This window comes from Streptomyces sp. NBC_00193 (assembly GCF_026342735.1).
Classification (GTDB): domain Bacteria; phylum Actinomycetota; class Actinomycetes; order Streptomycetales; family Streptomycetaceae; genus Streptomyces; species Streptomyces stoeckheimensis.
On the sequence record NZ_JAPEMM010000001.1, the window covers coordinates 6,052,468 to 6,078,455 of the forward strand.

Genomic DNA, 25,988 nt, shown 5'->3' on the forward strand with positions numbered 1-25,988 from the left:
ACGCGGAGGAACCCTTCATGCACGCCCAGATCGTCCTGTTCGACGGCTTCGATCCCCTCGACGTCATCGCCCCCTACGAGGTCCTCCACGCCGGGGGCACCGCATCCGGCGGCGCGGTGAGCGTGGAGCTGGTCTCCGCCGAAGGGCCGCGCGAGGTGGTCAGCGGCACCGGGGGCCTGGTGCTGCGCGCCACGGGCACCCTGGACCCCGGCCGTGCGGGCCTGGTCCTGGTCCCCGGCGCCTCGGGCCGTGTCGGGGAACCCGGCGAGGTCCCGGACGCGGACCCGGACCCGGACCAGGACCTGGACCCGGGCGCGGGCGAGGGGCAGTGGCGGCAGGACGAGTTCATCCCCGTCCTGATCGGGCGCACCCTGACCACCGAGCTCCCCGCGCTGCTCGGGGCGGCGATGGCCAACCCGCGGATGACGGTCGCCGCGGTGTGCGGCGGCTCGCTCGTCCTGGCCATGGCCGGCCTGCTGGAGGGCCGCCACGCCACCACCCACCATCTGGGCCTGGACGTGCTCGACGCCACCGGCGTCCACGCCGTGCGCGCCCGCCTCGTCGACGACGGGGACCTCGTCACCGGCGCCGGTGTCACCTCCGGGCTCGACCTGGGCCTGTACCTGCTGGAGCGGGAGGTGGGTCCGAGGATCGCGCAGGCCGTGGAGGAACTGTTCGCCCACGAACGCCGCGGCACCGTCTGGCGCGAGCGGGGCCCGGTCCCCGCCGGCTTCTGACCGGCGCACCCCCTGCACCCGGTACCCCCATCCCATCCCCCGCCCCGCACCTCTACGAAAGAACCACAGCATGTCCGTTGAAGGAATCTGGGACCTGACCGTCTCCACGCCGATCGGCTGGATCAACGCCGTCGTCGAGCTCCTGCGCCAGGACGGCGTCCTGACCGGGATCGCCCGCGGGGCGGGGGAGGAGGTCCCCCTCGGCGACCTCACCCTCACCTGCGCCCCCGACGGCGACGGCTACCGCCTCACCTGGAAGCAGGCGGTCACCAAGCCGATGCGCCTGAACCTGGCCTTCGCCGTGACGGTGACCGGCGACGCCCTGGCCGGGACCTCCAAGGCCGGCCGCCTCCCGGCCTCCAAGGTCACGGGCCGGCGCCGCGCCACCGGCGTCCGGACGGACGGGGAGCCGCGCCCGTGACGAAGCTCTTCCTCTCCCTGCACGTCCTCGCCGCCGTTCTGGCCATCGGGCCGGTCGCCGTCGCCGCGAGCATGTTCCCCGCGGCGCTGCGCCGCGCCACGGGCGCAGCGGATGCCGGTGCGTCGGCTGCCGGTGCCCCGGGCGACCGCGACGCCCTCGCGAACCTGCGGCTCCTGCACCGCGTGTGCCGTGTCTACGCGGCCGTCGGCACCGCGGTTCCCGTCCTCGGGTTCTTCACGGCCCGCAGCCTGGGAGTCCTCGGCAGCGGGTGGCTGATCGCCTCGATCGTGCTGACCACGGCAGCGGCCGCCGTCCTCGCCCTGCTGATCCTCCCGGGCCAGGACGCCGCCCTCACCGCCCTGCAGGAGCCGGGGTCGGAGCCGGAGCCGGAGCAGGATCCGGAGCCGGGACCCGCTCCCGCTCCCGGCCCCGCTCCCGCCGCCCGGTCCGCCGCCCGCCTCGCGATGCTCACCGGGGTCTTCAACCTGCTGTGGGCCACCGTGACCGTCCTGATGATCATCCGCCCGGGCTCCACCACGGGCGCCTGACGGCTCCGCCGCCCGGGGTCTACGCCTCCCGGGCGGCGGAGGCACCCCCCGTCGGTCTGCCGGCAGGTGCGTGCACGTGGGCCGTACGGCCCAAGAGGGTCGGTGGCGGCCCTGTGGAACGTGAGTACGCTGCTACACATGACGGGTCACCCGCCGGGGCCGCTCTGGACGGGCCGGGCCTCCAACCGTGTGCAGTGGCTGCTCGCCGGAGCCGGTGCGGCCTTTCTGGCGCTCGGGATCGAGATCGCCGTCGACCACTCCTGGGGCGCCGGTATCGTCGCGCTGCTCATGGCGGTGGTCGGCTGTCTGGCCGCGGGCCTGCTCATCCTCTTCGGCACCCTCGCCTTCGTGCACGCCGCCGTCACCGTCGACGCCGAGGCCGTCGAGGTGCGCTGCGGGCACATCGGGCTGCCGCGCCGCAGGATCCGGCTCACGGAGGTGGAGGCCGCCGAGTACCTGCCCCGGATCACCCCCCAGCAGTGGGGCGGCTGGGGCTACCGCTGGCGCCCCGAGCGCGGGACGGCCGTCATCGTCCGGCGCGGCGAGGGCCTGGAGCTGCGGCTCGGCGACGGCAAGCTGTTCACCGTCACGGTCGACGACGCGGAGAACGCGGTCCGTGTGATCCGCACCCATCTGCGTGCCCTGGCCCACTGACTCCGCCACCGGCACAGCGAGGGGACGTACACTCCGCCAGATGAGCAGCAGTGCGACCCGCGCGGCCGGGAACGATGCCGGGAACGATGCCGGGAACGACCAAGGGCAGGGGCCGGTGACCGAGCCCGTGGCGGGGTCGCCCGTGCGGCGGTGGGCCGGCCGGCTCGCGCGGCCCGCGTGCGCCGTCCTCTCCGGAGTGCTCCTCTACCTCAGCTTCCCGCCCCGCACCCTGTGGTGGCTGGCCCCCCTCGCCCTCGCCCTGCTCGGCTGGTGCCTGTACGGGCGCCGCGCGCGGGCCGGTTTCGGCCTCGGCGTGCTGCACGGCCTCGGCTTCCTGCTGCCGCTGCTCGTCTGGACCGGCGAGGGCGTCGGCCCGGTGCCGTGGCTGGCGCTCGTCACCCTCGAATCCCTGCTGATCGGCCTCACCACCCTCGGCATCGCCCTGGTCAGCCGGCTCCCCGGCTGGCCGCTGTGGGGCGCCGCCGTCTGGATCGCCGGCGAGGCGCTGCGCGCCCGGGCCCCCTTCGGCGGTTTCCCCTGGGGCAAGCTCGCCTTCGGCCAGCCCGACGGGGTCTTCCTGCCGCTGGCCGCGCTCGGCGGCACCCCGCTGCTCTCCTTCGCCGTGGCCCTGTGCGGATTCGGGCTGTACGAGGTGGTGCGCGTCGGCGCCGACACCCGCCGGGCCACCGCCGCACTGCTCGCCGCCACCGCCGTGGCCGTCCCGCTCGCCGGGGCGCTGGCCGCCCGGCCGCTCGTCTCGGACGCCGCCGAGGACGGCACCGTGACGGCCGCCGTCATCCAGGGCAACGTCCCGCGCGCCGGATTCGACTTCAACGCCCAGCGCCGCCAGGTCCTGGACAACCACGCCAACCGCACCATCCAGCTCGCCGAGGACGTCAAGCTCGGCAAGGTCGCGAAACCGGACTTCGTCGTCTGGCCGGAGAACTCCTCCGACATCGACCCGTACGCCGAGCCCGACGCCTACGCCGTCATCGACAACGCGGTCAAGACCATCGGGGTTCCCGTCGCCATCGGCTCCGTGCTGGCACCGGAGACCGGCCCGCTGCGCAACACGATGATCCTGTGGGACCCGGTCAAGGGCCCCGTCGACACCTATGACAAGCGCAAGATCCAGCCCTTCGGGGAGCGCATCCCGATGCGCTCCTTCGTCCGGCTCTTCAGCTCCGACGTGGACCGGGTGCGGCGCGACTTCGGCCCCGGCAAGGAGCCCGGGGTCTTCGACATGGCGGGCAGCGGGGTCGGCATGGTCACCTGCTACGAGGCCGCCTTCGACGACGCCGTCCGCTCCACCGTCCAGGCCGGAGCCCAGGTCATCGCCGTGCCCAGCAACAACGCCACCTTCGGCCGCACCGAGATGACCTACCAGCAGCTCGCCATGGACCGGGTGCGGGCCGTGGAGCACAGCCGGACGGTCCTGGTGCCCGTCACCAGCGGGGTCAGCGCCGTGATCCGCCCCGACGGCGAGATCGTGCAGCAGACGAAGATGTTCACCGCCGACGCCCTGGTCGCGGAGATCCCGCTGCGCTCCACGCAGACCCCGGCCACCCGCTTCGGCCCGCTCGCCGAGTACCTCCTGCTCGCCGTGGCCGCGGCCGGACTCGGCTGGTCGTTCGCACGCCGGATGCGCAGGGCCTCGTAGGGTCGGGGAATGACCACACCTGACTTCATCCGCACCCTGCGCGCCACCGCCGGGCACCAGTTGCTGCTGCTGCCCGGGGTGACCGCCGTCGTCGTAGACGACCGGGGGCGGGTCCTGCTGGGCCGGCGCGCCGACACCGGCCGCTGGTCGGTGGTCGGCGGGATCGCGGAGCCGGGGGAGCAGCCGGCCGACACGGCGGTGCGCGAGGTGTACGAGGAGACGGCGGTGCGGTGCGTACCGGACCGGGTGGTGCTGGTGCAGATGCTCCCGCCGATCACCTACCCGAACGGGGACGTCTGCCAGTTCCAGGACATCACCTTCCGCTGCCGGGCCACGGGCGGGGAGGCGCGGGTCAACGACAACGAGTCGCTGGAGGTGGCCTGGTTCGCACCGGACGCGCTGCCGGAGCCGCTGGAGTCCTTCGCGGTGGACCGGATCCGCCAGGCGCTGAAGGACGAGCCGACCTGGTTCGCTCAGCCGTTGTCGGACGCCTCGCGGTAGAGCTCCACCGCCTGGTCGCCCATCACCGCGCTGTACGAGACCTCCGGCACGGTCCCGCCGCCCTCGTGACCCCCGAGGACGCCCGCCAGGGCGCCGTCGACGAGCCAGGGGCTGCCACTGGTGCCGCCGCTGAGGTCCGGGCACTCGATGCGGCGCTGGGTCTCGGAGAACAGGGTCGTCGTGTTGGCGCAGTACAGCGGGGACTCGTCGCCGCTCGGGTAGCCCACGACGGACACCGTGGCGTCGGCCGGCTGCTGCGCGGCGACCGGGAAGCCCCCGACCACGTCCTCGATCCGCCGGCCGTCCGCCTGCCCGCCGTCCGCCTGCCCGCCGTCCACCGGGGTCACCGTCGCGAAGGCGATGTCCTCGTCGGGGTCCTCGCCGTCCGCCCAGCCCGGAGCCACGTACGTGCCGGTCAGCTTCCACAGACCGTACGGGGCCTCGCCGTCGCGGTAGCCCGGGGCGAAGACGGTGGTGCCCGGGCTGCCCAGGCAGTGCGCGGCGGTGACGATCACGTCCCGGTCCTGGCTGCGCACCACGGAAGCCGTGCAGAAGTGGCCGCCGTCGAGGCCGCCCGCGAACAGCGCTCCGACCCGCCCGGCCGTCCCGTCGGCCGCGGCCGTGACCGTGACGCCGAGCGGCGGTTCGGCCGACGCGTCGGGGACGTCGACGCTGAGGAGGGCCGTCATGGCGGCCAGGGCGAGCAGGATCCGTGCAGCGCGCCGGCCACGGGCACGGGCGCGGGAGCGGCGGTCCGGTCGGGAGGGGAGGCACTGGATCATGCTCCGAGCCTCGCGGGGGAACCTGTGACCGGGGCCGGGGAATCGATATGAATCCCCTGTGAATCACCGTCCGCGCCCGGCCACGCCCGCAGTCCCGCGACGAGACCGGCGCAGGGCCCGCCGGCCGTACGGGCCCGCCCGGGGTACGGGCACGCCGGCCGCGCGGGTCCGGCGACCGGATGGGCGCTGCCCGTTGGCCGCGGGCGCGGGGACATGAGGTAGTCGGGGGTATCGGGCGGCCGGGGATCTGCGGCGGCCGGGGACGTGGGCGGCCGGGCGAAGCCGATCACACCGAGGCGAAGGGGCAGCGTTCGGGTACTCAGCTCGGCCGTCGGGTTCCTCGTGGTCCTCGGCACCTTCGTATCGGTCACCCAGGCCCTGGTGACGCCCCGGGCCATGCGCTCGAAGCTGCCGCGGGTCGTGCGCGTCCTGATCCGCGCCCCGTACCAGTTCGTCGCCGACCGGATGCCCACCGAACGGCTCAAGGACCGCGTCCTGGCCCCGGCCGCACCGGCCGCGATGCTGTTCCTGCTGGTGATCTGGCTGCTGCTGTTCCTCCTCGGCTACGGGCTCCTGGAACACGGAGTCTCCGGCATGCCGCTCACCGTCGCCCTGCGCGAAGCCGGCTCCTCCGTCCTCACCCTCGGCTTCGCCGGCGTCGACCGCGGCCAGCTGACCGCCGTGGACGTCTGCGCCGCGGCCACCGGCCCCATCGTCATCGGCCTCCAGATCGGCTGCCTCCCGACCCTCTACGCCGCCTACGCCCGCCGGGAAGCCGAGGTCAGCCTGCTGCGCATCCGCGGCGGCGTACCGTCCTGGGGGCCGCAGCTGCTGGCCCGCCACGCCCAGGTCGACCTGGTGGACACCCTGCCCGACCTGTTCCGCGACTGGGAGCGCTGGTCCGCGGAAGTCAGCGAGAGCCACACGAACCACCCGGGCTGATCCACTTCCGCTCGCCGAGCTGGGAGCGCAACTGGCTGGTCAGCCTCCTCGCCGTGCTGGACGCCGCCGCGCTCCAGCTGGCCTTCAACCCGACGGTCCCGCAGACCCAGATGCGGGTGACCCTGCGCGCGGGCTTCAACTGCCTGCGCGACCTGGCCCACGAGGAGGGCATCGCCTACGACCCCGATCCGCTGCCGGAGGACCCCATCGAGCTGACCTACGAGGAGTTCCTAGAGGGGGTCGTACGGATGCGCGAGCGCGGGGTGACCATGGCGCGCGATCCGGAGCAGGCCTGGCCGCACTTCCGCGGCTGGCGCGTCAACTACGAGGCGGTGGCCTACGCCCTGGCCTACCGCATCGACGCGGTGCCCGCACCGTGGTCCGGACCCCGCCGCCGGGGCGGCGGCCCCGTCGAGGTCCCCACCCCGGTGGACCGCAAGCCGGCGGAGGGCTAGCCCGGGGACGGAGGGCCGGCCCGTGCGCGAAGGGCCGGGCGTGCCGTCCGGCGTCAGCCGCGCCGCTCGTACACCGTCACCCGGCGGCCGCGGACCTGCCGGTCCTCCACGACGGTGAACTCCGCCCGCAGGACCGCCGCCTTCGCCCGGTCCGCCGGGGAGCCCGGGGGCTTCGCCCCCTTCCCCGAGTCCGTCACCAGGAGGACCCGCCGCTGCTCCCGCAGGGCCGCCGAGATCCGTGCCGGGTCGGCCTCCTCGCCCTTCAGGGTCCCCGACTCCGCGGGGCCCCGGGACAGGGCGACGTCCTTCAGGCCGGCGAACGCCCCGGGCGAGACCAGCGCCGTGTCCCGCCGGGCCGCCGGGACGAACAGCACCGCGTCGCCCTCCCGCTTCAGCACGGACACCTCCCCGGCCACCGCCAGGACGTCGTCCACCCGGCTGGCCGGAGACCTGTCGGCCAGGGCCACGGGCAGCAGCGCCACCGCCGAGACCGCGACCACGACGGGCACGAGTGCGCCCGACGCCCTCGGGTACCGGGGCGCGAGGGCCCGTACGGCCGCGCCGAGCGCCGCACCGATCAGCAGGGCCAGACCCAGCATGGAGAACAGCACGTACCGGTCCAGGAACAGCGGCTGGACCAGGGAGACGGCGGCCAGCCCCAGCAGGGGCACCGCCAGCAGCGGCAGTCCGACCGAGGCCGCCGTCAGCCGGGCCGGGAGACCGGTGCGCGGCCCGCCCGCGCGGTCCGCCCACGCACCCAGCGCGCCCACCGCCAGCAGGACGCCCGGGCCGATCATCATGTGCCAGGTCAGCGGCGGGATCCAGGAGACCTGCCCGGACTGGGTCCGGCTGAACAGGATCAGCGGCAGCGCCCCCGCCACGGCCGCCGCCGAGGCGAGCAGCCAGGGCGCCACGACACCGCGCCGGGCCCGCGCCCACCACAGCGTCACCGCGTGGGCGGGCAGGATCAGCAGGGAGAACCAGTTCAGCAGGGCGCAGACCAGCACGAGAGCCCCGTACGCCGTCCAGCGCGGCCCGGTCCGCCGCCCGGGACCGGCTCCGCTGCCGGCTCCGCCTCCGGTGCCCGCGATCAGCGAGACGAGCAGCAAGGTCGACAGTCCGGCCCCGCCCGCGATCAGCGCGTACGACCGGCCCTCCTGGAGCTGGAACTGCACGGCCGGGAGCAGCCCGAGGGCCAGCCCGCCACCCAGCCCCGCCCACGGGCCCGCCAGCCGGCGCCCGATCAGCGCCACACAGCCGGCGGCGACCGCAACGGCCAGCACCGAGGGCAGGCGCAGGGTGGCCGTGCTCGCCCCGAACACCTCGAAGAGCAGGTGCATCAGCAGGTAGTACAGGCCGTGGACGGCGTCCACGTTGCCGAGCAGGTGCCAGATCTCACCGGGGGAGCGCTCCGCCACCTGCCAGGTCGCGGCCTCGTCCCGCCACACGCTGTTCTGCCGGGAGAGCCCCCACATCCCGAGCGACAGGGTCCAGAGGACCGGTACCAGCCACACGAGATACGGCCGTCGGATACCGGTGGATATGTGGGAACTCATGAAACCGTACGAATCCTCGGGCAGCTGTTCGGGCGGAAAACACCAGTCTATGGACGATACGGAGGGTTCCCGGACCGGCTGTTGTGCACGACGGAGCGTGATCAAGGGGCCCGCCCGCACCTAGCCTCGCGGCAGCAAGGTGCGCACCAGGCACGCAGCAGGCACGCAGGAGCACGAACGAGGGGCGGTACCCGGTGAACTGGCTGATCCACGACTACCGCGAGAGCGATCTCGCGGCCGTTGTCCATCTGATCGACACCACGGCCGAACTCGGCCAGGAGTCGGTCTTCTCACTCGCCGAATGCATCAGCGCCCTCACCGACCGGCAGCCCTGCGTGGTCGCCGTCCACCAGGGCGTCCCCATCGGCGCCGCCCTCGCCTGCGTCACCGGCGAACGCGCCTGGGTCATGCGCATCGCCATCGCCGCCGGCTGGCGCGGCCGCGGCCTGGCCAGCGCGCTGCTCGTGGAACTGGAGCGACGGCTGATCGCCGCCCGCGTCGGGCGCATCGCGTACGTCCTGCCCGAGGAGGACCTGCTCGGAGAGGGACTGCTCAACGCCGGCTACACCCGGCAGCCCGCCGTCGCCTACTTCGAGAAGACCGAGCCGCTGCACGGCCCGGCCGCCGGTCTCCTGGACGACCTCGGCGGCCGCTTCCTGCCGAGCGACCTGTGGGCCAAGGTCGCCGGCATGGAGACCGAGAAGGACCTCATCGAGCGGCGCGTGGTGCTGCCGCTCGCCGAGCCCGAGCGGGCCGCCGCGCACGGGGTGCGGCCGCCGCGCGCCATCACCCTCTTCGGCCCGCCCGGCACCGGGAAGACCACCTTCGCCCGGGCCATCGCCTCCCGGCTCGGCTGGCCCTTCGTGGAACTGCTGCCCTCCCGCCTCGCCGACGAGGGCAACCTCGCGACCGCGCTGCGCGACGCGTTCGCCCGCATCGCCGAGCTGGAACGGGTGCTCGTCTTCATCGACGAGGTCGAGGAGATCGCGCCCGTGCGCACCGAGCCCGCCCAGCCCGGCGGGATCCACGGCGTGACCAACGAACTGCTCAAGCTGATACCCGGCTTCCGCGAGGGCGACGAACGGCTGCTGGTCTGCGCGACCAACTCCATCCGCTCCCTCGACCCGGCCTTCCTGCGCCCCGGCCGCTTCGACTACCTGATCCCGATCGGCACCCCGGACCCGGGAGCCCGCGCCGCGATCTGGGCCCGGTACACGGCGGGCCGTCCCGATGTGGACGTGGCGGCGCTGGTCGAGGCGAGCGAACTGTTCACCCCGGCCGACATAGAGCACGCGGCGCGGATCGCCGCGCAGGTGTCCTTCGAGCGGGACCTGGAGGCGGTGGGCGCGCGCGGCGCGGCGGCGACCCAGCTGGGCGCGAGCACGGAGGACTACCTGGCGGCGGTGGCACAGTGCCGGCCGACGGTGACTCCGGCGATGACGGGAGAGTTCGCGGCGGACATCACCGCGCACGCCCGCTTCTGAGGAAGGGGCGGCCTGAACTGCCCGCCACGGACGGGTGGGCAAGATGGCCCGCAGCCACTCCCCAAAGCGGCTGCGGGCCTCCCGCGCGGACTTGGCATCCGTGCGGGACGGCCACGTTCCGTTGGGGTGTGTCGCCGGCTGGAACGTGGCAGTAAACGTGTCGTGAGGGCCGCATCCCTGATGCCCTCGCCGACACGTTCGAGTCAACCAGGGGCAGGGGTGGCGGCGCCTCGGCCGCACGGCCACGATCGACCCGGCCGGAAGGACCGCTCGGCGGGCCCGGGCCGTTGGCCGAAAGGAGGACCGGGGTTAGGGTCCATCCATGGCCTTCGTCGTCTTCATGACCCTCCCCGGGCTCGCGCTGCTGCTCACGGCCATCGCCTTCCTCGACCTCGCGCTGGAGCGCGCGGGCCGTGCCGGCCTGCTGCCCTGGCGCTGGAACGGCCGCAAGGGACAGATGTCCTCGACGGGCTTCGAGCAGCTGCACGCGAGCTTCTCGCCCGGCAAGCAGAACGAGCTCAAGGAGCGGCAGAGCGCGCTGATCATGCGCGACGACGAGGAGGACGGCGCCCCGCCGCGCTCCCGCGTGGACCTCGACGGCGGGCGCGCGGTGATCCGGCTGCCCGCCCCCGGCTCCTAGGGACGGCAGCGGTACGTGAACTCCGCCGCGGCCGTGCGCCGTACGGGCGAGACGAGCTCGAGCTCGGCCTTCGCGGGGTAGGTGCCCGCGCCCTGGAAGGTCCACAGCAGGTGCAGCCGGGCCTCCTTCCGGCCGCTCGGCACCCGCTCCCTGAGCTGCTCGGAGCGCGTGCCGTCACTGCGCAGCCAGCGGTACGTGAGGACCCCCGGCCGCCCGTTGGTCCGTACGACGGCCACCACGTCGGCGGTCCCGTCGCAGCCGGGCCCCTTGGCATCGGCAGCGCCGGCGGCATCGGTGGACACCACCAGGTCCCGGACCTCCAGGGCCGGGCCGTAGCGCTGCCAGCCCAGGTAGCAGAGGACCCCGATCAGGACCACGGCGGCCAGGGTGTAGCGCCGCCACTCGCTCCGCCGGCGGGGGGCCGGGGCGGGGTACAGCGGGAACGGTGCGGGGAGCGCGGCCGTCACCCCCGGTCCGAAGCGCAGCACCGAACCCTCGACCCGGTCGGGCACGGCCCCGACCGGTACGTCGAACCGTGCGGTCGGGCCGGTCCGTTCGGCCGGACCGGTCCCGCTGGTCTCGCCGGTCCCGCCGGTCCCGGCGGCGAGGCCGAGCCGTTCGGTCCGCTCCGTGCCCCGGGACGGTCCGGTGATCCAGTGGCTGCCGAGCACGGTGGCGCTGTAGTCGTCGTCGCCCTGCGGGGCGTGGGGATCGCTCATGCCGGCTTGCACCCCCGGATGTAGATGCTCTGGACGGAACTCTGATTGGCGGCGGCCGGCTGCGTGGTGGCGCGGACGCTCCAGTAGCAGCCGGCGCCCTGCGCGAAGGTGTGCGCCAGGGTTCGGGTACCGGGGCTCCCGGCCCCGAACGCGACGGTCTCGCGGCCGTCGGGCACGGTCAAGGCGCCCTTGTCGTCACCGGTGAACCACTCGACGACCAGGGTGTACGGGCCCGCGCCGTCGCTCTCCACGGAGAAGCCGGCCTCGGTGGTACCCGGGCCCGTCTGCCGGAAGGAGGTGACGTTCACCGCGGAGATCTTGACCTTCGGGGACGGAGACGGGGTAGGTGTGGGGGTCGCGGACGGAGTCGGGGACTTGGTCACCGTCCAGCTCGGCTTCGGCGTCGGTGTCGGCGTGGGGGTCGCCGTCGTGTAGCTCGGACTCGGGCTCGCCGACGGCGAAGCGGACGGTGTCGGTGTGGCCGTGGCCGTCGGTGACGTGGAAAGGCTCGGTCCGGGCGCCGGACCGACCGGGCCCGGTGCCGACGCGCTCGACGTCGCGAAGGCGTTGAGCGCCATCGCGCCGCCCGGCTCGGAGCCCATCGCCTGGTAGCCGAGCACGGCCACCAGCCCGAGCACCAGCGCCGCTCCCGCCGCGAGCAGCCCGCGCCCGCCCGGGGACCAGCCCGGGGGAGGCGGCGGCAGGACCGTGGTGGCCAGGGCGGTGGCGCCCTGCGCCGGGGCGCCCGCCGAGGGGAACAGCAGGGGCAGCAGGGCCGCCAGCGCGGCCAGCTTGCGCTGTCCGCGCTCCTCCCACTGGGGCCCGTACGCCGCCAGGGCCACCGCCTCCAGCTCCGCCACGAACGCCTCGGCGTTCTCGGGCCGTTGTTCGGGGGCCTTCGCCAGGCCCCGACGGATCAGCGGGCGCACCGGCTCGGGCGCCTCGGTCTCCGGGACCGGGGCCTCGATGTGCTGGACCGCTAGCTCCGCGAAGTTCTGCCCGTCGTACGGCTTGCGGCCGGTCAGGCATTCGAAGAAGGTCGCCGTCGCCGCGTACACGTCGGCCTCGGGCGATGCGGGCCGGCCCTGCCACTGCTCCGGGGCCATGTACGCGGGGGTGCCCGCCGCCCCGGGCGTCGTGCCCAGGGGGGTGGCGATCCCGAAGTCCACCAGCTTGGAGGTCCCGTCGGCCGCGACCAGGACGTTCGCCGGCTTGTAGTCCCGGTGGACCACACCGGCCCGGTGGGCGTCGGCCAGCCCCAGCAGGGAGCCCTTCAGCAGCACCAGTGCCGCTTCCGGTCCGGTCCGCCCGCACTGCTTGAGCAGGGCGTTCAGCGGGATGCCGTCGACGAGCTCCATGACGATCGCGGCGCCGCCGGGCGCCTCGACGTACTCGTACAGCCCGACCACGTAGGGGGAGCGCAGGGCGCCGAGCAGCTGGGCCTCGGCCCGGAACTCCCGGACGAAGACCGGGTTCTCGAGCATCCGGTCGTTCAGGTACTTCACCGCGACGGCCGTGCCGGTGCCCTCGTGGACCGCGAGGACCACGCGGCCGCTGGCGCCCGAACCGAGCTCGCGGACCTGCGAGTAACCGGGAACCGACCACACGCCGTTCATGCCTTCCCCCTTGCCGTGGCGTGACCGCGCCCCGGAGCCGGTCGTTCCAGGGACCGGCCATCATCTGGGACACATTTCCGCCACGGCCGGTTCCCTGCCCAGGGGCCGGGCGTCAGGCCGCCGCTGCCCGCGCCCCGATCATGGAATGCAGCCGGTCGGCCGCCGCCCGTCCGAACTCCGGATCGTTGATGTGCGTGTCGTAGTCGTGGATCCGGGCGGCGCTGCCCCGCAGCCCGTCGCGCAGTGCCGAGAACAGTGCCCCGTCGGCGTCGGGGTCGTGGTAGGGCCCGCCGGGGGCGCCGAGCGTGGACAGTCCGCGCAGGGGCACGCAGACGGCCGTGGGGCCGGTGGCCGCACGGAGTTTGGCGGCGACCCGGCGGCCGAGTTCGGCGCACTCGGCCTCGGTCGTACGGATCACCGTGATCGAGGGGTTGTGGACGCGGACCCGGCGGTACCGGACCCGTTCGGGCAGGCTCTCCATCGGTCCGAACTTCACCATGTCCAGCGCCCCCAGGCTCACCACCTGCGGGATCCCGGCCCGCCCGGCGGCGCTGAGCCGGTCGGGCCCGGCGGTCAGGATGCCGCCGCACAGGTCGTCGGCGAGCTCGCTGAGGGTGAGGTCGAGGACGCCCGCGAAGATCCCCTGGCCGGCCAGGGTCTCCAGGGTCCGGCCGCCGGTGCCGCTGACGTGGAAGACCAGCACCTCGTAGCCCAGTTCGGTCAGCCGTTCCCGGGCCGCGTCCACGCCGATCGTGGTCACGCCCGCCATGCTCGCCGCGATCAGCGGCAGGGGCCCCGAGCCCAGCAGGGCCGGCCGGTGCAACTCCAGGGCGGAGCGCGCGAAGGACTCGGCCATCCCGGCCACGGCCGCGACGGCATTGGCCAGGACCGGCGCCGAGATGCTGTTGATCCCCGCGATGTCCACGACGCTGTACATCATCGTGATGTCCGCCGATCCGACGTACGGGGCCACGTCCCCGGACGCCATGGAGGAGACCATCACCTTCGGAACGCCGAGCGGCAGGGCGCGCATCGCCCGAGTGGCGATGGAGGTCCCGCCGCTGCCCCCGATCGCGAGGACTCCGTGCAGCCGGCCCTCGGCGTGCAGGCGTAAGAGGGTCGCTTCCGCGCCCCGGGCCATCGTGGTCACGGCCGCACCCCGGTCGGCGGCCGCGCGCAGTTCGGACAGTTCCGTTCCCGCGGCCCGCGCAACCGCTTCGCGCGGTACGTCGGCGGGCACCCGGGGCTCGTTCATGATTCCTGTGTCGACCGTGATCACTTCGACGCCGGTGCGCAGCAGCCTCTCGCGCAACCAGCCGTACTCCACACCCTTGGTGTCCAGGGTTCCCACCAGCACGACGTTCGCCATACGTGCAATGTCCATGCAGGTGGGGTTTGTTGGCAAGTAAAGGTCGGGTCAACCCTCGTGCGCCAGGAGGTCCAACAGCCGTTCCACGAAAGGGATCTGAGACACCACCAGCTTGGTTCTGGCCACTTCGGGAGCGAACCACTCGACCCGGTCCAGCTCGGGGAACTCCTGCGTCCGCCCCGACTTCGGCGGCCACTCCATGGTGAAGGTGCCGTGCACCGCCAGGGCCGGATCCAGGTCCGCGCGCACCGCCCAGATGGTCACGAGCTTCCCGCCGATCATCCGTACCTCGCCCAGCGGCAGGTACGGACCCTCCGGCGGGGGCAGGCCGACCTCCTCGGTGAACTCCCGGCGGGCGGCGTCCAGCGGGGCCTCCTCGGGCCCGTACTCGCCCTTGGGGATCGCCCAGGCCCCCGCGTCGCGACGCTCCCAGAGCGGGCCGCCCATATGGCCGAGCAGGATCTCCACCCCGGCTCCGGGGTGCGGGCGGAACAGGAGCAGTCCGGCGCTGCGCTTCGCGGTCATGGGCCCATCCCTACCCCGTCCGGGCGCGGCTCAGGCAGCGGCTCGGGCAGCGGCCCGGGCCGGGGCTCAGTGGTCGTGCGGGCCCTGGCGGTGGACCGGGCCGTGGGCGTCCGCGCAGTGCGTGTCGGCGGCCCGGTCCTCGCCGGGGCGGCCGACCGTGAGGAGGGAGTCCTGGGCGTGGTCCACCTGGAGGGTGGTGTGCGTGATCCCGTACTCCTTCGCGAGCAGGGCCTCCAGGTCCCGGCGTACGGCGTGGCAGTCGCCCTCCGGGGCCACCAGCACGTGCGCGGAGAGCGCGGCCTGCCCGGAGGTGATGGTCCAGATGTGCAGGTCGTGGACCTCCGTGACCGGGGGCTGGCCGACCAGGCGGTCGCCGACCGTGTCCGGGTCCACGTGGGCCGGGGCGGCCTCCAGCAGGATCCGGCCGGACTCGCGGACCAGCCCGTAGCCCGCCTTGACCATCAGGACGACCACGACGAGCGAGGCGATGGTGTCGGCCTGCCGGAACCCGGTGGTGAGCACGACGAGACCGGCGACGGCGGTGCCGATGAAGGCGAACAGGTCGTTGAGGATGTGCTGGTAGGCGCCCTCGACGGCCAGGGAGGTGCGGTTCGCCTTCGAGATGCACCAGGCCGCCGCGATGTTGACGACGATGCCCGCCAGCGCCGTCACCAGCACCAGCCCGCCCTCCACGGGCGGCGGATCCAGCAGCCGTCGTACGGCCTCGTACGCCAGCCAGACCGCCAGGAGCAGCAGGGTGAGGCCGTTGGCCTGCGCGGAGAGTATCTCCGCGCGCTTGAGGCCGTACGTGAAACCACCGCGCGCCGGCCGGGCGGCCAGCCGCATCGCGATCAGCGCGAGGACGATCGAGACGGCGTCCGTCAGCATGTGCGCGGCGTCGGAGATCAGGGCCAGGGAGTGCGCCAGGACGCCGATGACCACCTCGATGGCCATGAAGCCCGTGATCAGGCCGAGGGCGATGCCGAGCCAGCGGCGGTCCGCGTCGGCGGCGACCCCGTGGCTGTGTCCCGCGTGACCGTGACCCCCGTGGCCCTCGTGGCCTTCGTGACCGGCGGTGGCGACGGTGTCGTGCTCGTGGGGCGCGTGATCGTGCGCGCTCATGGTGTCCCCCGTGAGTCGTGGCGAATCGCTCGCGCGTTCCGCTTCGCCTGAAGTGAAGCGCACCTCGACGCGATGGGCAAAGGCTGCAACGGGGACCGTTGTCATTACCCATAACGCCGGTCTGACCTGCGGTTATGCCGGGCGCGCCGGATCGTGGGAAAATCGCCCCATGGCCCAGCGCCCCGGTGTGCCGACCGCGCCAGAGCTCCTCCTGGAAACGGACAGGGGTTCCACCGCGATGAGCCCCCGCCGGACGTACCACGTCGGGCGGGACCCCCTCTGCGAGATCTGCCTCGACGACGCCCGCGTCTCCTGGCACCACGCGATCCTGCGTCCGGACGGCGACCACTGGACGCTGGAGGACGAGGACAGCACCAACGGAACGTGGGTCGACGGCCACCGCGTCCGCGAGTGGGCGGTCGGCGTCGGCAGCGAACTGCGCTTCGGCAGCGCCGCCGACGGACCGCGCGTCCGCTTCGCCGAACCCGCCGCCGCCCGGCCCTCCTCGGTCTCCCGCCCGGACATGACCAGCACCTTCCGGCGGCCGACCTCGGTCCGCCCGCTGGCCCCCCAGGCCGCCGTCCGCATCGGCCGCGCCGCCGACAACGACTTCGTCATCGACGACCTCGTCGTCTCCCGCCACCACGCCGAACTGCGCGCCCGCCCCGACGGCAGGTACGAGATCGCGGACCTCGGCAGCCACAACGGCACGTACCTCAACGGCGCCCGCCTCACCGGAGCCGCAGGCATCGGCGAGGGCGACATCGTCGGCATCGGCCACTCCGCCTTCTGCCTGGTCGGCGACCAGCTCCAGGAGTACGTGGACACCGGCGAGGTCTCCCTCGACGTCCAGGACCTGCGCGTGGCCGTCGACAACGGCCGCAAGACCCTCCTCGACGGCGTCTCCTTCCCCGTCGGTGCCACCACCCTGCTCGCGGTGGTCGGCCCCAGCGGCGCCGGCAAGTCCACCCTGCTCGGCGCGCTGACCGGCCTGCGCCCGGCCGACCACGGCACCGTCCTCTACGACGGCCGCGACCTCTACCGGGACTACGCCGAGCTGCGCAGCCGCATCGGCCTCGTCCCGCAGGACGACATCCTGCACGCCCAGCTCACCGTGCGCCGCGCCCTCGCCTACGCCGCCGAGCTGCGCTTCCCGCAGGACACCGCCAAGGCCGAACGCGAGGCCCGGGTCGACGAGGTGATCGGCGAGCTCGGCCTCCAGCAGCGCGCCGACCAGCCCATCCACAGCCTCTCCGGCGGCCAGCGCAAGCGCGTCTCCGTCGCCCTGGAGCTGCTGACCAAGCCCTCCCTGCTCTTCCTGGACGAACCCACCTCCGGGCTCGACCCGGGCATGGACCGCTCGGTGATGAACATGCTGCGCGGCCTCGCCGACGACGGCCGCACGGTCATCGTCGTCACCCACAGCGTGCTCAACCTGAGCGTCTGCGACCGCCTCCTGGTCCTCGCTCCCGGCGGCCGCATCGCGTACTACGGGCCTCCGGACGAGGCGCTCGGCTTCTTCGGCTTCGAGCAGTGGCCCGAGGCCTTCGAAGCCTTCGAGAACGAGCGCGAGCGCGACTGGGCCGGGGAGCACCGCGCCTCGCCGCTGCACCGCCGCTACGTCGACGTCGCCGGCCGGGTCCCGCTCGCGGGCGACGGCGGCCGGGCCGCGGGCGTGGCGCCCAAGCCGCCGCCCAAGGCGCAGAGCTGGGGTTCGCAGCTCTCCACCCTGATCCGCCGGTACGCCGCCGTGCTCAGCGCCGACCGCACCTTCCTGATCATCATGGTCGCCCTGCCGTTCGTCATGGGAGCCATGGCCCGGGCCCTGGCCGGCAGCGAACTCACCGCGGAGACGGCGCTCAACGCCCTGTTCATCCTCTGCGTGGGCGGGGTCCTGACCGGAGCCGCCAACGCCGTCCGCGAACTGGTCAAGGAACGCGTCATCTACCAGCGCGAACGCGCCGTGGGGCTCTCCCGGTCGGCCTACCTGATGTCCAAGGTGGTGGTCCTCGGTGCCATCACCATCGGCCAGGCAGTGGTCCTCACCCTCGTGGGCCTCGCCGGGGTCAAGACCAACGCCCCCGGCGGCAAGGGCCTCTTCCTGCCCCCGCTCATCGAGATCACCCTCGTCGTCGCCCTGCTGTCCGTCACCGCCATGGTGCTCGGACTGCTGATCTCCGCCCTGGTGTCCAAGGAAGAGGTCACCATGCCGCTGCTGGTCCTGCTCACCATCGTGCAGGTCGTCTTCTGCGGCTCCCTGCTGAAACTCACCGGGGTCCCCGTCATCGAACAGTTCGCCTGGTTCGTTCCGGCTCGCTGGGCCATGGGAGCGATGGCGGCCACCATCGACCTCGGCGCCATCGTGCCCGGCAAGATCACCCAGGACCCGATGTTCGACCACGAGCCCCGCCTGTGGATCACGGAGGTGGCGGCGCTCGTCGGACTGGCCGTGCTGTTCGGCGTACTCGTGGGCCGGGTGCTGCGCCGCCACGAGCCGGCCATCATGCGGAAGTAGCCGCGATGACCAGCCCCGGCCAAGCCGCGGACTTCCGGCCCACCCACATCGTTCCGCAGGACGGACTCCCCGCATGGGAGACCCCGGACCTGTCCCGCCCGACGGCGGCGCTCGACGCCTTCCTCCCCGTGCGGCTGCTGTCCCGGCGCGGGGAATGGGGGGAGATCCTGTGCGCCAACGGATGGTCCGCCTGGGTCGACGGACGCCTGCTCCTCGCCGTGCCGCAGCCCCCGCCGACCGGCGGGCGCCCGCTGACGCGCGTCGAGGACCCGCAGCCGCTGCTCACGCGGTGCGCCGAGGAACTGGAACGCTACCGGCGGGCCGTCACCGACCTCGCCTCCGGGCGGCTCGACCCCGAATCCTTCCGGCGGTCCCTGCGGGGACTGCGCGTCGGCGTCGTCGTCGACGGGGAGTCCGTGTGGCTCTACGACGAGACGGCGGGACGGTGGATGTACGGGGACGGGAGCCGCCTGGCCACCTACGCGGTCGTCGCGGGACCCGGTGCCCCGCCCGCACCGCAGACGCCGCCGCCGGAAGCCGACACCGAGGGCCGTGGCGACGTACGAGATGTTCCGCACGAGCCCACGAAGATCGTGGAGCTGCCCCGGCCGGAGGCGGGCTGATGGGCTCCGATCCGGCTGCGGAGCCGTTCCGCGGGCGGGAGTCCGACCTGCGGGGGCGGCGGATCGCCGGGTACGTGGTGGAGGCCGAGATCGGACGAGGGGGGATGGCGGTCGTCTACCGCGCGCACGACGTACGGCTGGACCGGACGGTCGCGCTGAAGCTCCTCGCGCCCGAACTGGCGCGCAACGACGTCTTCCGGAAGCGGTTCGCGCACGAGTCGAAGGTGGCGGCGGCCATCGACCACCCGCACATCGTGCCCGTCTTCGAGGCGGGGGAGACCGACGGGATGCTGTACATCGCCATGCGGTACGTGCCCGGCCAGGACCTGCGGGCCATGCTGGACCGGACGGGCCCGCTGCCCGTGGAGGCGGCGGCCCGGATCGCCGGCCAGGTCGCCTCGGCCCTGGACGCGGCGCACGCCCACGACCTGGTCCACCGGGACGTGAAGCCCGGCAACATCCTGGTCGCGGGCGGCACCGACAGCGAACACCCCGAGCACGTCTACCTGACCGACTTCGGGCTGACGAAGAAATCGCTGTCGCTGACTGGGTTCACGAGCGTCGGGCAGTTCGTCGGGACCCTGGACTACGTGGCGCCCGAGCAGATCGCCGGGAAGCCGGTCGACGGCCGGTGCGACGTCTACAGCCTGGGGTGCGTGGTCTACGAGACCCTGGCCGGCGGCCCGCCCTTCGAGCGCGACGACGACATGGCGCTGCTCTGGGCCCACCAGTACGATCCGCCGCCGGCGGTGTCCACGCGGCGGGAAGGCCTCCCGCCGGGGGTGGACGAGGTGCTGGCCCGGGCCCTCGCGAAGGCGCCCGAGGACCGGTGGGGGAGCTGCCTGGAGTTCACGGGGGCGCTGCGGCAAGCGGGTGCGGGGGAGGGCGGGGGCCCCGGGGTGGCGGCGTTCGTCCGTGCACCCGACCGTGCGCCGGTCCGGGCGGCCTCCGACGGGCCGCCGCCACCGCCGCCCAGGTGGGCTCTGCCGGTGTTCTAGCCCTCGTTCCGGCCCTGGTCCCCGGTCCTAGTCCTGGTCGGGGGAGGGCGCGCACACGACGTGGGCCGTGACCTCGGCGTGTGCGGCCGAGGCGTACCAGCCCTTGCGGCCGTTCGCGTCGACGACGGGGTGGGAGGCCAGGACGGTGTGCCGGAGGGTGCCGTCGCGGCCGTGGTCCCAGTGGGTGGTGGAGTACCCGCCGGACTGCACGGCCGTGCCGCGCGGGCAGAACACCCTGCTGACGGACACCGCCTGCGCGGAGGAGTCCTTGCGGCCGGTGTCGCCGGAGAGGTGGCGGGCGCCGGGGCCGGTCGCCTGCGTGGGCAGGGCGGTGGAGAGGGTCAGGGCCAGTGCGGAGAGGGCGATCAGGCCAGCGGCGTGAAGCGGCCGGAACAGGCCTTTGGTCATGTTCACGGAGACGAGCGTGTCATGCGGAAACGATCCCCCGATGAGCCGATATGCGCCTGTTCACTCGAACGGCGCAACGGGTGGCCGGGGTGGGCGGCCGGTGCGTGCGGCCTGGTCTGCGGGTCAAGGGGGCAGTGGGTCTGCGGGCCGGCGGGCCAGCGGGTCAGCGGGCCGGCGGGTCAGCGCGTCAGCGGGCGGCGGGGCCGGCCGGCCCGGAGGGGGTCCGGCGGCCGGGTCCGCCCCGGCGGCGGGGGAACAGGGCGCCCAGGAAACCCGCCACGGCGCCCGCGAGGAAGGCGAGCCCGACCGTGCGCCAGAGCAGCGGGCGCAGCTCCACGTTGCCGCTGAGGTCGTCGACGTCGCCGAGGCCCAGCAGGGTGAGGCCGAACTGTGCCTGGATCCGGGCCAGCAGGCAGACCACCAGGGTGGCCAGGGCCAGGGCGACGGCCAGGTGGAGGGCGTGCTGCCAGGGGCGGACGTGCGCGGGCGAGCGGGCGGCGGCCAGGGCCCCGGCGGCGAGCAGCAGGACGACGGCCAGTACGACGAGCCACCACGCCCGGGAGTCCCGCTCGGCGAGCGAGGCCACGTCGATGGTGGACAGGTCCGAGGCCGTGCCGGAGCCCCGGCCGGTGACGCGCAGCACCTCGTCCAGGACCTGTGGTACGGGCAGCCCGAACGGCCCCTCGGCCTTGCCCTCCCAGGCCCCGCCGAAGCCGAGGGTCAGGGCGGGCCAGACCAGGTTGGGCAGGCCCAGCAGGATCACGGCCAGGGTGCGGTCCGCATGCCCCTGGGTCCCCGCCACGACCAGGCCGACGACGATCCCGAGGACGACGTACGCGAGGAGCAGGGCGACCACGGCGAAGGCCGCGGGCCGCACCGCCGCGTGGAAGCGGACCAGCCCCGTCGGGAGCGGTGCGCGCCGGGACACCAGCAGGGAGACCAGCAACAGGCCCAGGATCCACAGCAGTCCGTAGCCGAGGCTGGCGGGGATCGCGGCCTCGAAGCCCACCTTCGGGCCTGCGTCGAGGACTTCGCCGATGTCGCCGAGGACCGAGTCGCCGGTGGAGACCGCGAAGTCCTGGCGGGACAGCAGGGCGACTCCGGTCAGCGCCACCAGCCAGAGGAGCACCAAGGGGACGGCGCGGGCGAGGAGTTCGCGCACGCCCGCCACTGCACGGTTGTGCAGGGGGCGCAGGAAGAGCCAGCCGGCGGTCAGCGCGCCGGCCAGGCTGACGGAGAGGGGGAGTACGGACAGGCTCGCGTCGGCCCCGGCCAGGAAGCCGGCCCCGCCCGTCACGTCGACCGACCCGCCCGCGGCCATCAGCACGACGGCGGCCACGACGTGCGGGAACGCGCCGCCGGGCAGATCGCCGGCGCCGGCGAGGGCGAGCCCCGCGGCGCCGACGACGGCCATCACCGCGAAGCTCGCGAGGACCGCGACGAGGGCGTCGCGCCAGGCTCGCGCGGCCGGTGCCGTTGGAGGACTCACCCTGCCACCGTAGGCAGCTCCGCTTGCGGCCACCACCCGGACGGCGCACACAATGGTCGCCAGGAGTGCACTAAATCCGGAGATTTCCGTTGATGACCCGCGGAAGTTCCATAACGGAACGTCCACCGAGCAACGACCGAAGGGTCCGCAGCGGAACGTCCACAGGGGACCGGAACCCCTCCGCCTGGGAAGAAGAGCCCGTGACCACTCAACCCTCCGGCCAGCAGCCGCCGTGGCCGACACAGCCGTCACAGCCGCCCTCGCAGCCGCCGTCGTCGTCGTCGTCCGGGCGTCCCACGGGCCCGCCGTCCGGTCCCCTCTCCGGGGGCCGGGAAGGGCCCCCGCCACCTCCGCCGCCGGCCCCTCCCGGAGGATCCGGGAGCGGGGTGCCCCCCGGGCCCCCCGAGCCCCCGCACAAGCCCTGGTGGCGCTCCGTACCCCGGCTCGCCACCACGATCGTCGCCCTCGCCGCCGCCGTGACCCTGGCCGTCGTCCTGACCAGGCCCGGCGGGGGCGGGGGTACCACCACCTCCGCGGGCAACGAGGTCTTCCTGCAGCCCGCGGCGGCCTCCGGGCCCGACCCCTTCACCGAGTCCACCGCGGCCAAGCAGGCCACGCCGCCGCCCGAGAGCCCGCCGCCCTCGACGCCGGACAAGAAGCCCGAATCGAAGCCACCGGGCAAGCCCCCGTCGTCCGCGTCGACCACGACCACCCGCAGCGTCAGCGGCGCCTCGCCCGAGCTGTACGGGGGCACGCCGAACGTGCCCGCCTGTGACGTCGAGAAGCAGATCCGGGTCCTCTCGGCGCAGCCCGCCAAGAACGCCGCCTTCGCCTCGTCGCTCGGCATCCAGCCGACGGCCGTGCCCTCGTACCTGCGCTCCCTCACCCCGGTCCAGCTCCGGGTGGACACCCGGGTCACCAACCACGGCTACGTGGACGGCCGCTCCACCAGCTACCAGTCCGTGCTCCAGGCCGGGACCGCCGTGCTCGTGGACGACCGAGGGGTGCCGCGGGTGCGGTGCGCCTGCGGGAACCCGCTGGGGCCGCCGGTGGCGCTGAAGGCCAACCCGAAGCGGTTCGGACAGCCTTGGACCTCGTACCAGCCCTCGCGGGTCGTGGTCATCGCGCCGTCCGTGACCATCGTGAACAAGTTCGTGATCTACGACTACGGCAACAGCCGCTGGTACGAGCGTGACCGGGGCCACCACCAAGGCCGCCACGACAGGCCGATCCCGCCGCCGGTGATCCCGACCCCGATCTTCACCACCCCGCCGCCGTCGCCGACGTTCACGTCGCCGTCCCCGACGGGCACTTCGCCCTCGCCGACGGACACCTCGCCGTCGCCGACATCGCCGTCCCCGTCGGTGTCGCCGTCCGAGTCCTCGTCCGAGTCGCCGTCGCAGTCCCCGTCCGAGTCCCCGTCGGAGTCCCCGTCGGCGTCCCCGTCGGTCTCGCCTTCGGAGTCGGCCTCGGAGTCCCCGTCCGAGTCGCCGTCGCAGTCCCCCTCCGAATCGCCTTCGGAGTCCGTGTCGGCGTCGGTGACCGGGTCGGAGTCGCCGTCCGAGTCGCCCTCGGAGTCACCCTCCGAGTCGCCGTCCGTCTCGCCCTCCGTCTCGCCGTCCAAGTCGGCCTCCGCTTCTGCGTCCGCGGGACGGACGTCGCCGGCGCCGACCCCGTCGCCCTCGAAGAGCGAGGTGGCACCGACGCCCGAGAAGAGCTCGGTGGCGCCGGAGCCCCCGGCGACCTCGGCGCGGCCCGAGCCGCCGAAGCCGAAGCCGACGCCCCCGCCGCTGATCTCGGAGGAGCCCGAACTCCAGCAGCCGCCGCCCCCGCCGCCGACCCAGGCGCCCCCGCCCCCGCCGCCGCCCCCGCCGCCGGTCACCACACTGCTGCCGCCCCCGCCCCCGCCTTCCCCGGTAGGGCCCGGAGACGACACCGACCAGGGTTCGGACGGAGGCCCGGCCGGTAACGGCAACCAGTAGGACCCCGCCCGACACGAAGACCTCCCCGAGGGCCGATGGCCCTCGGGGAGGTCTGGTGCGTGCCGTGACCCGGCCCGGCGGACGCTGCTAGCGGACGCGGCCGTACAGGTTCGGGTTGTACGCGCTGAAGCTGGAGACGCGGACCTGCTTGCCCGGGCGGGGGGCCTCGATGTACTTGCCGTCGCCGAGGTAGATGGCGACGTGGTGGATGCCCGAGGTGCTGCCGTTCGAGGTCCAGAACACCAGGTCTCCGCGGCGCAGCTCGGAGCGGGAGATCGGGGTGGTGGCCCGGTACTGGTCGGAGGCCACGCGGGGGAGGGTGATGCCCGCGGACCGGTACGCGGCCTGGACCAGCCCCGAGCAGTCCCAGCCGCGGGGGCCGTTGCCACCCCAGACGTACGGGTCGCCGAGGTGGCTGTTGGCGAAGGAGATGGCGCCCTCCGTGCCCTGGCGGATGGGGGTTCCGGAGGAGCCCGAAGAGCCGGAGGAGCCGGAGGAGCCCGAGGAGCCGGACGAGCCCGAGGAGGAGCCGGAGCCGCCGGCGAAGCGCTCGTACTTGTCCTTGTGCTGGGTCCAGCGCCACCAGCCGGTGGAGTCCTTGTACCAGTACACGCGGTCGGTCGCGTCCCAGCCCGCGCGGCCGCGGAAGGTCGGCTCGGAGGTGCGTACGGAGGAGGACGAGGAGGAAGAAGAGGCGGAGGAGGAGGCAGAGGAGGAGGCAGAGGAACCGCCGCTGTTCGCCACGTACTTGCTGTAGTGCTGCGTCCAGCGCCACCAGCCGGTCGCGTCCTTGTACCAGTACTTCGAACCGTCCCAGCCCGCGTGCGCCGGCGCCGGCTCGGCGGAGGCGGTGCCCACTCCGGTGCCCATCAGCAGGGTGGCGCCGACGGCCGCGACCACGGCGCCGCGCAGGGTGCAGCGACGGCGGCGGGTCGCGGCGGCCGTCATGGCCGTCGTACCGTGCGCGCAGCCGGTGCAGTCACAGCTGTCGGGTATTTCTTCGGTGAACTCGGGCGTGCGCATGCATGATTCCTTTTCCATCGGGGGTGTTGTCAACGCGCGTCGGCGGCAGGGCCGCGCGCCGTGTAGAAGGCCACGGTCAAGTCCTTGACCAGGGCCTTGCGTTCGTAGTCGTCCAGGCTCACGAGCCCGCGGTCCGACATCCGGTGAACGGTGTCGTCGACGGCGTCGAGCACGGAGGTGAGGACGGAGTCCCGGTGCCGCGCGTCGATCGAGGCGACCCGGCGGCGCTGCATCGCGGCGGCGACCTCGGGGGCGTACTCGACGTGCAGCGGCCGGGCGGAGAAGACTTCGACGCCGACGGCCTTGCACTCGGCGGCGAGCAGCCGGGTCAGCTCGTCGCCGACGGCCTCGGTGTCCCGCAGGGTTTCCGGTCCGTCCGGCTCCGGGCCGAAGGAGTCGGCGGGCATCCGGGAGAGCACCCGGGCGGTCGCGGACTCCACCTGTCCGCGCAGGTAGGCGGTGTGGTCGTCCACCGCCAGCAACGCGCGGGCGGTGTCCCTGACCCGCCAGACGACGAGGACGACGGACCGCAGCGCGGTGCCCTCGGAGTCGACGACGCTGAGCGGCTCGCTGCGCCAGTGGCGCAGCCGGACGTCGACGCGGGTGTGGCGGGGCAGCGGGTTGGACCAGATGAGGCCGGTGCGCCGGATCGTGCCGCGGTAGCGGCCGAACAGCGTCAGCGACCAGGCCTGGCCGGCGCGGCCGCGCCGCAGTCCGCCGAGCGCGGCCAGTGCGAGGAGTGCGCAGCACGCGACGACGGCCAGGGGCCAGGCCTCGGCGGGGGAGGCGGAGGGGCGGAGCTCCTCGAACCGTGCGAGGGCGGCGGCGCCGCCCGCGGCGAGCGCGGCGGTGAGCAGGGCCCACCAGCCGGAACAGGCCCGCGCGGGGTGTTCGGTGAGCTCGGGGTCGAGCACGGCGGGCAGGGTCCGGGGGTGGGCCGGAGCCGCCGTGGCCGGAGAGGCGGGACGGGGTATCGCCGTGCGGACGGGGGCCTGCCGAAGGGTGTCCGGGTCCGCAGGCGCGGGGCCGGACCGGCGGGGTCCGCCCGGGCTGCCCGGGACGGCAGGGCTGCCCGGGACGGCAGGACCGCCGGGGCCCGCGGCGGTCGCGGCAGTCGCCCTGCGGGAGCCGCCCGGTTCCTCGTCGCGGAAGAGCGGCCCGAGGACGAGCGGATCCCGGTACGGACGCACGACCAGGCTCCCGCGCCCGGTACGGGCCC

General features: G+C 74.0%; 25 protein-coding genes. 14 read left to right on the forward strand and 11 right to left on the reverse strand.

All coding sequences use genetic code 11. The features are described 5' to 3' along the window. Positions 1-17 precede the first annotated feature (17 nt). The 6 genes from OG898_RS27155 to OG898_RS27180 all read left to right on the forward strand — a co-directional run bounded on the left by OG898_RS27155 (position 18) and on the right by OG898_RS27180 (position 4,521). Positions 18-737, forward strand: coding sequence for a DJ-1/PfpI family protein (locus OG898_RS27155; protein ID WP_266959784.1), 720 nt, complete (start codon positions 18-20; stop codon positions 735-737). A gap of 70 nt (positions 738-807) precedes the next feature. Next, positions 808-1,158 (forward strand): hypothetical protein, encoded by a 351-nt coding sequence (locus OG898_RS27160; RefSeq protein WP_266959786.1) that lies wholly within the window; start codon positions 808-810, stop codon positions 1,156-1,158. Continuing rightward, entirely contained in the window at positions 1,155-1,706 is a 552-nt protein-coding gene (locus OG898_RS27165) for a hypothetical protein (RefSeq protein ID WP_266959788.1), read from the forward strand. The genes OG898_RS27160 and OG898_RS27165 overlap by 4 nt, the downstream gene beginning before the upstream one ends. A gap of 138 nt (positions 1,707-1,844) precedes the next feature. After that, the gene (locus tag OG898_RS27170; protein WP_266959789.1) at positions 1,845-2,360 is read left to right on the forward strand and encodes a hypothetical protein; all 516 of its coding nucleotides are present in this window, start codon (positions 1,845-1,847) and stop codon (positions 2,358-2,360) included. A 40-nt stretch (positions 2,361-2,400) separates the two neighbouring features. After that, positions 2,401-4,020, forward strand: a complete 1,620-nt coding sequence (gene lnt, locus OG898_RS27175; protein ID WP_266959791.1) for an apolipoprotein N-acyltransferase — start codon at positions 2,401-2,403, stop codon at positions 4,018-4,020. A gap of 9 nt (positions 4,021-4,029) precedes the next feature. Beyond that, complete coding sequence (locus OG898_RS27180; protein ID WP_250738957.1) at positions 4,030-4,521, forward strand: NUDIX domain-containing protein; 492 nt, start codon at positions 4,030-4,032, stop codon at positions 4,519-4,521. Here the strand turns inward: OG898_RS27180 and OG898_RS27185 are convergent. Then, positions 4,494-5,303, reverse strand: a complete 810-nt coding sequence (locus tag OG898_RS27185) for a serine protease (RefSeq protein WP_266959795.1) — start codon at positions 5,301-5,303, stop codon at positions 4,494-4,496. The two genes, OG898_RS27180 and OG898_RS27185, sit on opposite strands and share 28 nt — an antisense overlap. Before the next feature lie 342 nt (positions 5,304-5,645). On the opposite strand from OG898_RS27185, the gene OG898_RS27190 reads away from it, so the two are divergent. Then, positions 5,646-6,245 carry a hypothetical protein gene (locus tag OG898_RS27190; protein WP_266959797.1) on the forward strand — a complete coding sequence of 200 codons (600 nt, stop codon included), beginning with the start codon at positions 5,646-5,648 and terminating at the stop codon, positions 6,243-6,245. 53 nt (positions 6,246-6,298) lie between these two features. Beyond that, positions 6,299-6,700, forward strand: a complete 402-nt coding sequence (locus OG898_RS27195) for a hypothetical protein (protein ID WP_266959799.1) — start codon at positions 6,299-6,301, stop codon at positions 6,698-6,700. A 53-nt stretch (positions 6,701-6,753) separates the two neighbouring features. On the opposite strand, the gene OG898_RS27200 is transcribed toward OG898_RS27195, so the two are convergent. Next, a complete protein-coding gene (locus tag OG898_RS27200) occupies positions 6,754-8,256 on the reverse strand; it encodes a hypothetical protein (RefSeq protein ID WP_266959801.1) in 1,503 nt (500 codons plus the stop codon). Positions 8,257-8,450: 194 nt separating this feature from the next. Between OG898_RS27200 and OG898_RS27205 the strand changes: the two genes are divergently transcribed. Beyond that, positions 8,451-9,740, forward strand: coding sequence for an ATP-binding protein (locus OG898_RS27205; protein ID WP_266959802.1), 1,290 nt, complete (start codon positions 8,451-8,453; stop codon positions 9,738-9,740). Positions 9,741-10,062: 322 nt separating this feature from the next. Further along, positions 10,063-10,380, forward strand: coding sequence for a DUF6191 domain-containing protein (locus OG898_RS27210; protein ID WP_250738963.1), 318 nt, complete (start codon positions 10,063-10,065; stop codon positions 10,378-10,380). On the opposite strand, the gene OG898_RS27215 is transcribed toward OG898_RS27210, so the two are convergent. The 5 genes from OG898_RS27215 to OG898_RS27235 all read right to left on the reverse strand — a co-directional run bounded on the left by OG898_RS27215 (position 10,377) and on the right by OG898_RS27235 (position 15,731). Continuing rightward, a complete protein-coding gene (locus tag OG898_RS27215; RefSeq protein WP_266959803.1) occupies positions 10,377-11,099 on the reverse strand; it encodes a hypothetical protein in 723 nt (240 codons plus the stop codon). The genes OG898_RS27210 and OG898_RS27215 overlap by 4 nt on opposite strands. Then, positions 11,096-12,715 (reverse strand): serine/threonine-protein kinase, encoded by a 1,620-nt coding sequence (locus OG898_RS27220; protein WP_266959805.1) that lies wholly within the window; start codon positions 12,713-12,715, stop codon positions 11,096-11,098. The genes OG898_RS27215 and OG898_RS27220 overlap by 4 nt, the downstream gene beginning before the upstream one ends. 112 nt (positions 12,716-12,827) lie before the next feature. Then, positions 12,828-14,084 carry a Tm-1-like ATP-binding domain-containing protein gene (locus OG898_RS27225; RefSeq protein ID WP_266960472.1) on the reverse strand — a complete coding sequence of 419 codons (1,257 nt, stop codon included), beginning with the start codon at positions 14,082-14,084 and terminating at the stop codon, positions 12,828-12,830. Between the two features lie 48 nt (positions 14,085-14,132). Further along, the gene (locus OG898_RS27230) at positions 14,133-14,609 is read right to left on the reverse strand and encodes an NUDIX domain-containing protein (protein WP_250738971.1); all 477 of its coding nucleotides are present in this window, start codon (positions 14,607-14,609) and stop codon (positions 14,133-14,135) included. Positions 14,610-14,675: 66 nt separating this feature from the next. Beyond that, positions 14,676-15,731, reverse strand: a complete 1,056-nt coding sequence (locus tag OG898_RS27235) for a cation diffusion facilitator family transporter (protein WP_266959808.1) — start codon at positions 15,729-15,731, stop codon at positions 14,676-14,678. Positions 15,732-15,900: 169 nt separating this feature from the next. On the opposite strand from OG898_RS27235, the gene OG898_RS27240 reads away from it, so the two are divergent. Genes OG898_RS27240 through OG898_RS27250 form a run of 3 tightly spaced genes read left to right on the forward strand, consistent with a single transcriptional unit; the run spans position 15,901 to position 19,867 of the window. After that, positions 15,901-18,246 (forward strand): FHA domain-containing protein, encoded by a 2,346-nt coding sequence (locus OG898_RS27240; protein WP_266959810.1) that lies wholly within the window; start codon positions 15,901-15,903, stop codon positions 18,244-18,246. Positions 18,247-18,251: 5 nt separating this feature from the next. Continuing rightward, positions 18,252-18,869 carry a hypothetical protein gene (locus tag OG898_RS27245; protein WP_250738977.1) on the forward strand — a complete coding sequence of 206 codons (618 nt, stop codon included), beginning with the start codon at positions 18,252-18,254 and terminating at the stop codon, positions 18,867-18,869. After that, entirely contained in the window at positions 18,869-19,867 is a 999-nt protein-coding gene (locus OG898_RS27250; protein WP_250738978.1) for a serine/threonine-protein kinase, read from the forward strand. Before OG898_RS27245 ends, OG898_RS27250 begins: the two co-directional genes overlap by 1 nt. Positions 19,868-19,894: 27 nt before the next feature. Here the strand turns inward: OG898_RS27250 and OG898_RS27255 are convergent, their stop codons facing one another. Both OG898_RS27255 and OG898_RS27260 read right to left on the reverse strand, forming a co-directional pair. Beyond that, positions 19,895-20,281, reverse strand: a complete 387-nt coding sequence (locus tag OG898_RS27255) for a hypothetical protein (RefSeq protein ID WP_250738981.1) — start codon at positions 20,279-20,281, stop codon at positions 19,895-19,897. Positions 20,282-20,462: 181 nt separating this feature from the next. Then, entirely contained in the window at positions 20,463-21,764 is a 1,302-nt protein-coding gene (locus OG898_RS27260) for a streptophobe family protein (protein ID WP_266959835.1), read from the reverse strand. Between the two features lie 386 nt (positions 21,765-22,150). On the opposite strand from OG898_RS27260, the gene OG898_RS27265 reads away from it, so the two are divergent. Continuing rightward, a complete protein-coding gene (locus OG898_RS27265) occupies positions 22,151-23,746 on the forward strand; it encodes a DUF6777 domain-containing protein (protein WP_323184891.1) in 1,596 nt (531 codons plus the stop codon). Between the two features lie 87 nt (positions 23,747-23,833). Here OG898_RS27265 and OG898_RS27270 read toward each other — a convergent pair whose 3' ends face one another. Together OG898_RS27270 and OG898_RS27275 are read right to left on the reverse strand one after the other, a co-directional pair. Then, a complete protein-coding gene (locus OG898_RS27270; RefSeq protein ID WP_266959837.1) occupies positions 23,834-24,769 on the reverse strand; it encodes a C40 family peptidase in 936 nt (311 codons plus the stop codon). Between the two features lie 29 nt (positions 24,770-24,798). Beyond that, the gene (locus OG898_RS27275) at positions 24,799-25,959 is read right to left on the reverse strand and encodes an SPFH domain-containing protein (RefSeq protein ID WP_323184892.1); all 1,161 of its coding nucleotides are present in this window, start codon (positions 25,957-25,959) and stop codon (positions 24,799-24,801) included. Positions 25,960-25,988: the final 29 nt, after the last annotated feature.

What these genes read in the sequence shown, in the direction of transcription:
- OG898_RS27155 (WP_266959784.1), top strand. Translation starts at nt 18, where the DNA reads ATGCACGCCCAGATCGTCCTGTTCGACGGCTTCGATCCCCTCGACGTC.
- OG898_RS27160 (WP_266959786.1), top strand. Translation starts at nt 808, where the DNA reads ATGTCCGTTGAAGGAATCTGGGACCTGACCGTCTCCACGCCGATCGGC.
- OG898_RS27170 (WP_266959789.1), top strand. Translation starts at nt 1,845, where the DNA reads ATGACGGGTCACCCGCCGGGGCCGCTCTGGACGGGCCGGGCCTCCAAC.
- lnt (WP_266959791.1), top strand. Translation starts at nt 2,401, where the DNA reads ATGAGCAGCAGTGCGACCCGCGCGGCCGGGAACGATGCCGGGAACGAT.
- OG898_RS27180 (WP_250738957.1), top strand. Translation starts at nt 4,030, where the DNA reads ATGACCACACCTGACTTCATCCGCACCCTGCGCGCCACCGCCGGGCAC.
- OG898_RS27185 (WP_266959795.1), bottom strand. Translation starts at nt 5,303, where the DNA reads ATGATCCAGTGCCTCCCCTCCCGACCGGACCGCCGCTCCCGCGCCCGT.
- OG898_RS27200 (WP_266959801.1), bottom strand. Translation starts at nt 8,256, where the DNA reads ATGAGTTCCCACATATCCACCGGTATCCGACGGCCGTATCTCGTGTGG.
- OG898_RS27210 (WP_250738963.1), top strand. Translation starts at nt 10,063, where the DNA reads ATGGCCTTCGTCGTCTTCATGACCCTCCCCGGGCTCGCGCTGCTGCTC.
- OG898_RS27215 (WP_266959803.1), bottom strand. Translation starts at nt 11,099, where the DNA reads ATGAGCGATCCCCACGCCCCGCAGGGCGACGACGACTACAGCGCCACC.
- OG898_RS27220 (WP_266959805.1), bottom strand. Translation starts at nt 12,715, where the DNA reads ATGAACGGCGTGTGGTCGGTTCCCGGTTACTCGCAGGTCCGCGAGCTC.
- OG898_RS27225 (WP_266960472.1), bottom strand. Translation starts at nt 14,084, where the DNA reads ATGGCGAACGTCGTGCTGGTGGGAACCCTGGACACCAAGGGTGTGGAG.
- OG898_RS27230 (WP_250738971.1), bottom strand. Translation starts at nt 14,609, where the DNA reads ATGACCGCGAAGCGCAGCGCCGGACTGCTCCTGTTCCGCCCGCACCCC.
- OG898_RS27235 (WP_266959808.1), bottom strand. Translation starts at nt 15,731, where the DNA reads ATGAGCGCGCACGATCACGCGCCCCACGAGCACGACACCGTCGCCACC.
- OG898_RS27240 (WP_266959810.1), top strand. Translation starts at nt 15,901, where the DNA reads ATGGCCCAGCGCCCCGGTGTGCCGACCGCGCCAGAGCTCCTCCTGGAA.
- OG898_RS27245 (WP_250738977.1), top strand. Translation starts at nt 18,252, where the DNA reads ATGACCAGCCCCGGCCAAGCCGCGGACTTCCGGCCCACCCACATCGTT.
- OG898_RS27250 (WP_250738978.1), top strand. Translation starts at nt 18,869, where the DNA reads ATGGGCTCCGATCCGGCTGCGGAGCCGTTCCGCGGGCGGGAGTCCGAC.
- OG898_RS27270 (WP_266959837.1), bottom strand. Translation starts at nt 24,769, where the DNA reads ATGCGCACGCCCGAGTTCACCGAAGAAATACCCGACAGCTGTGACTGC.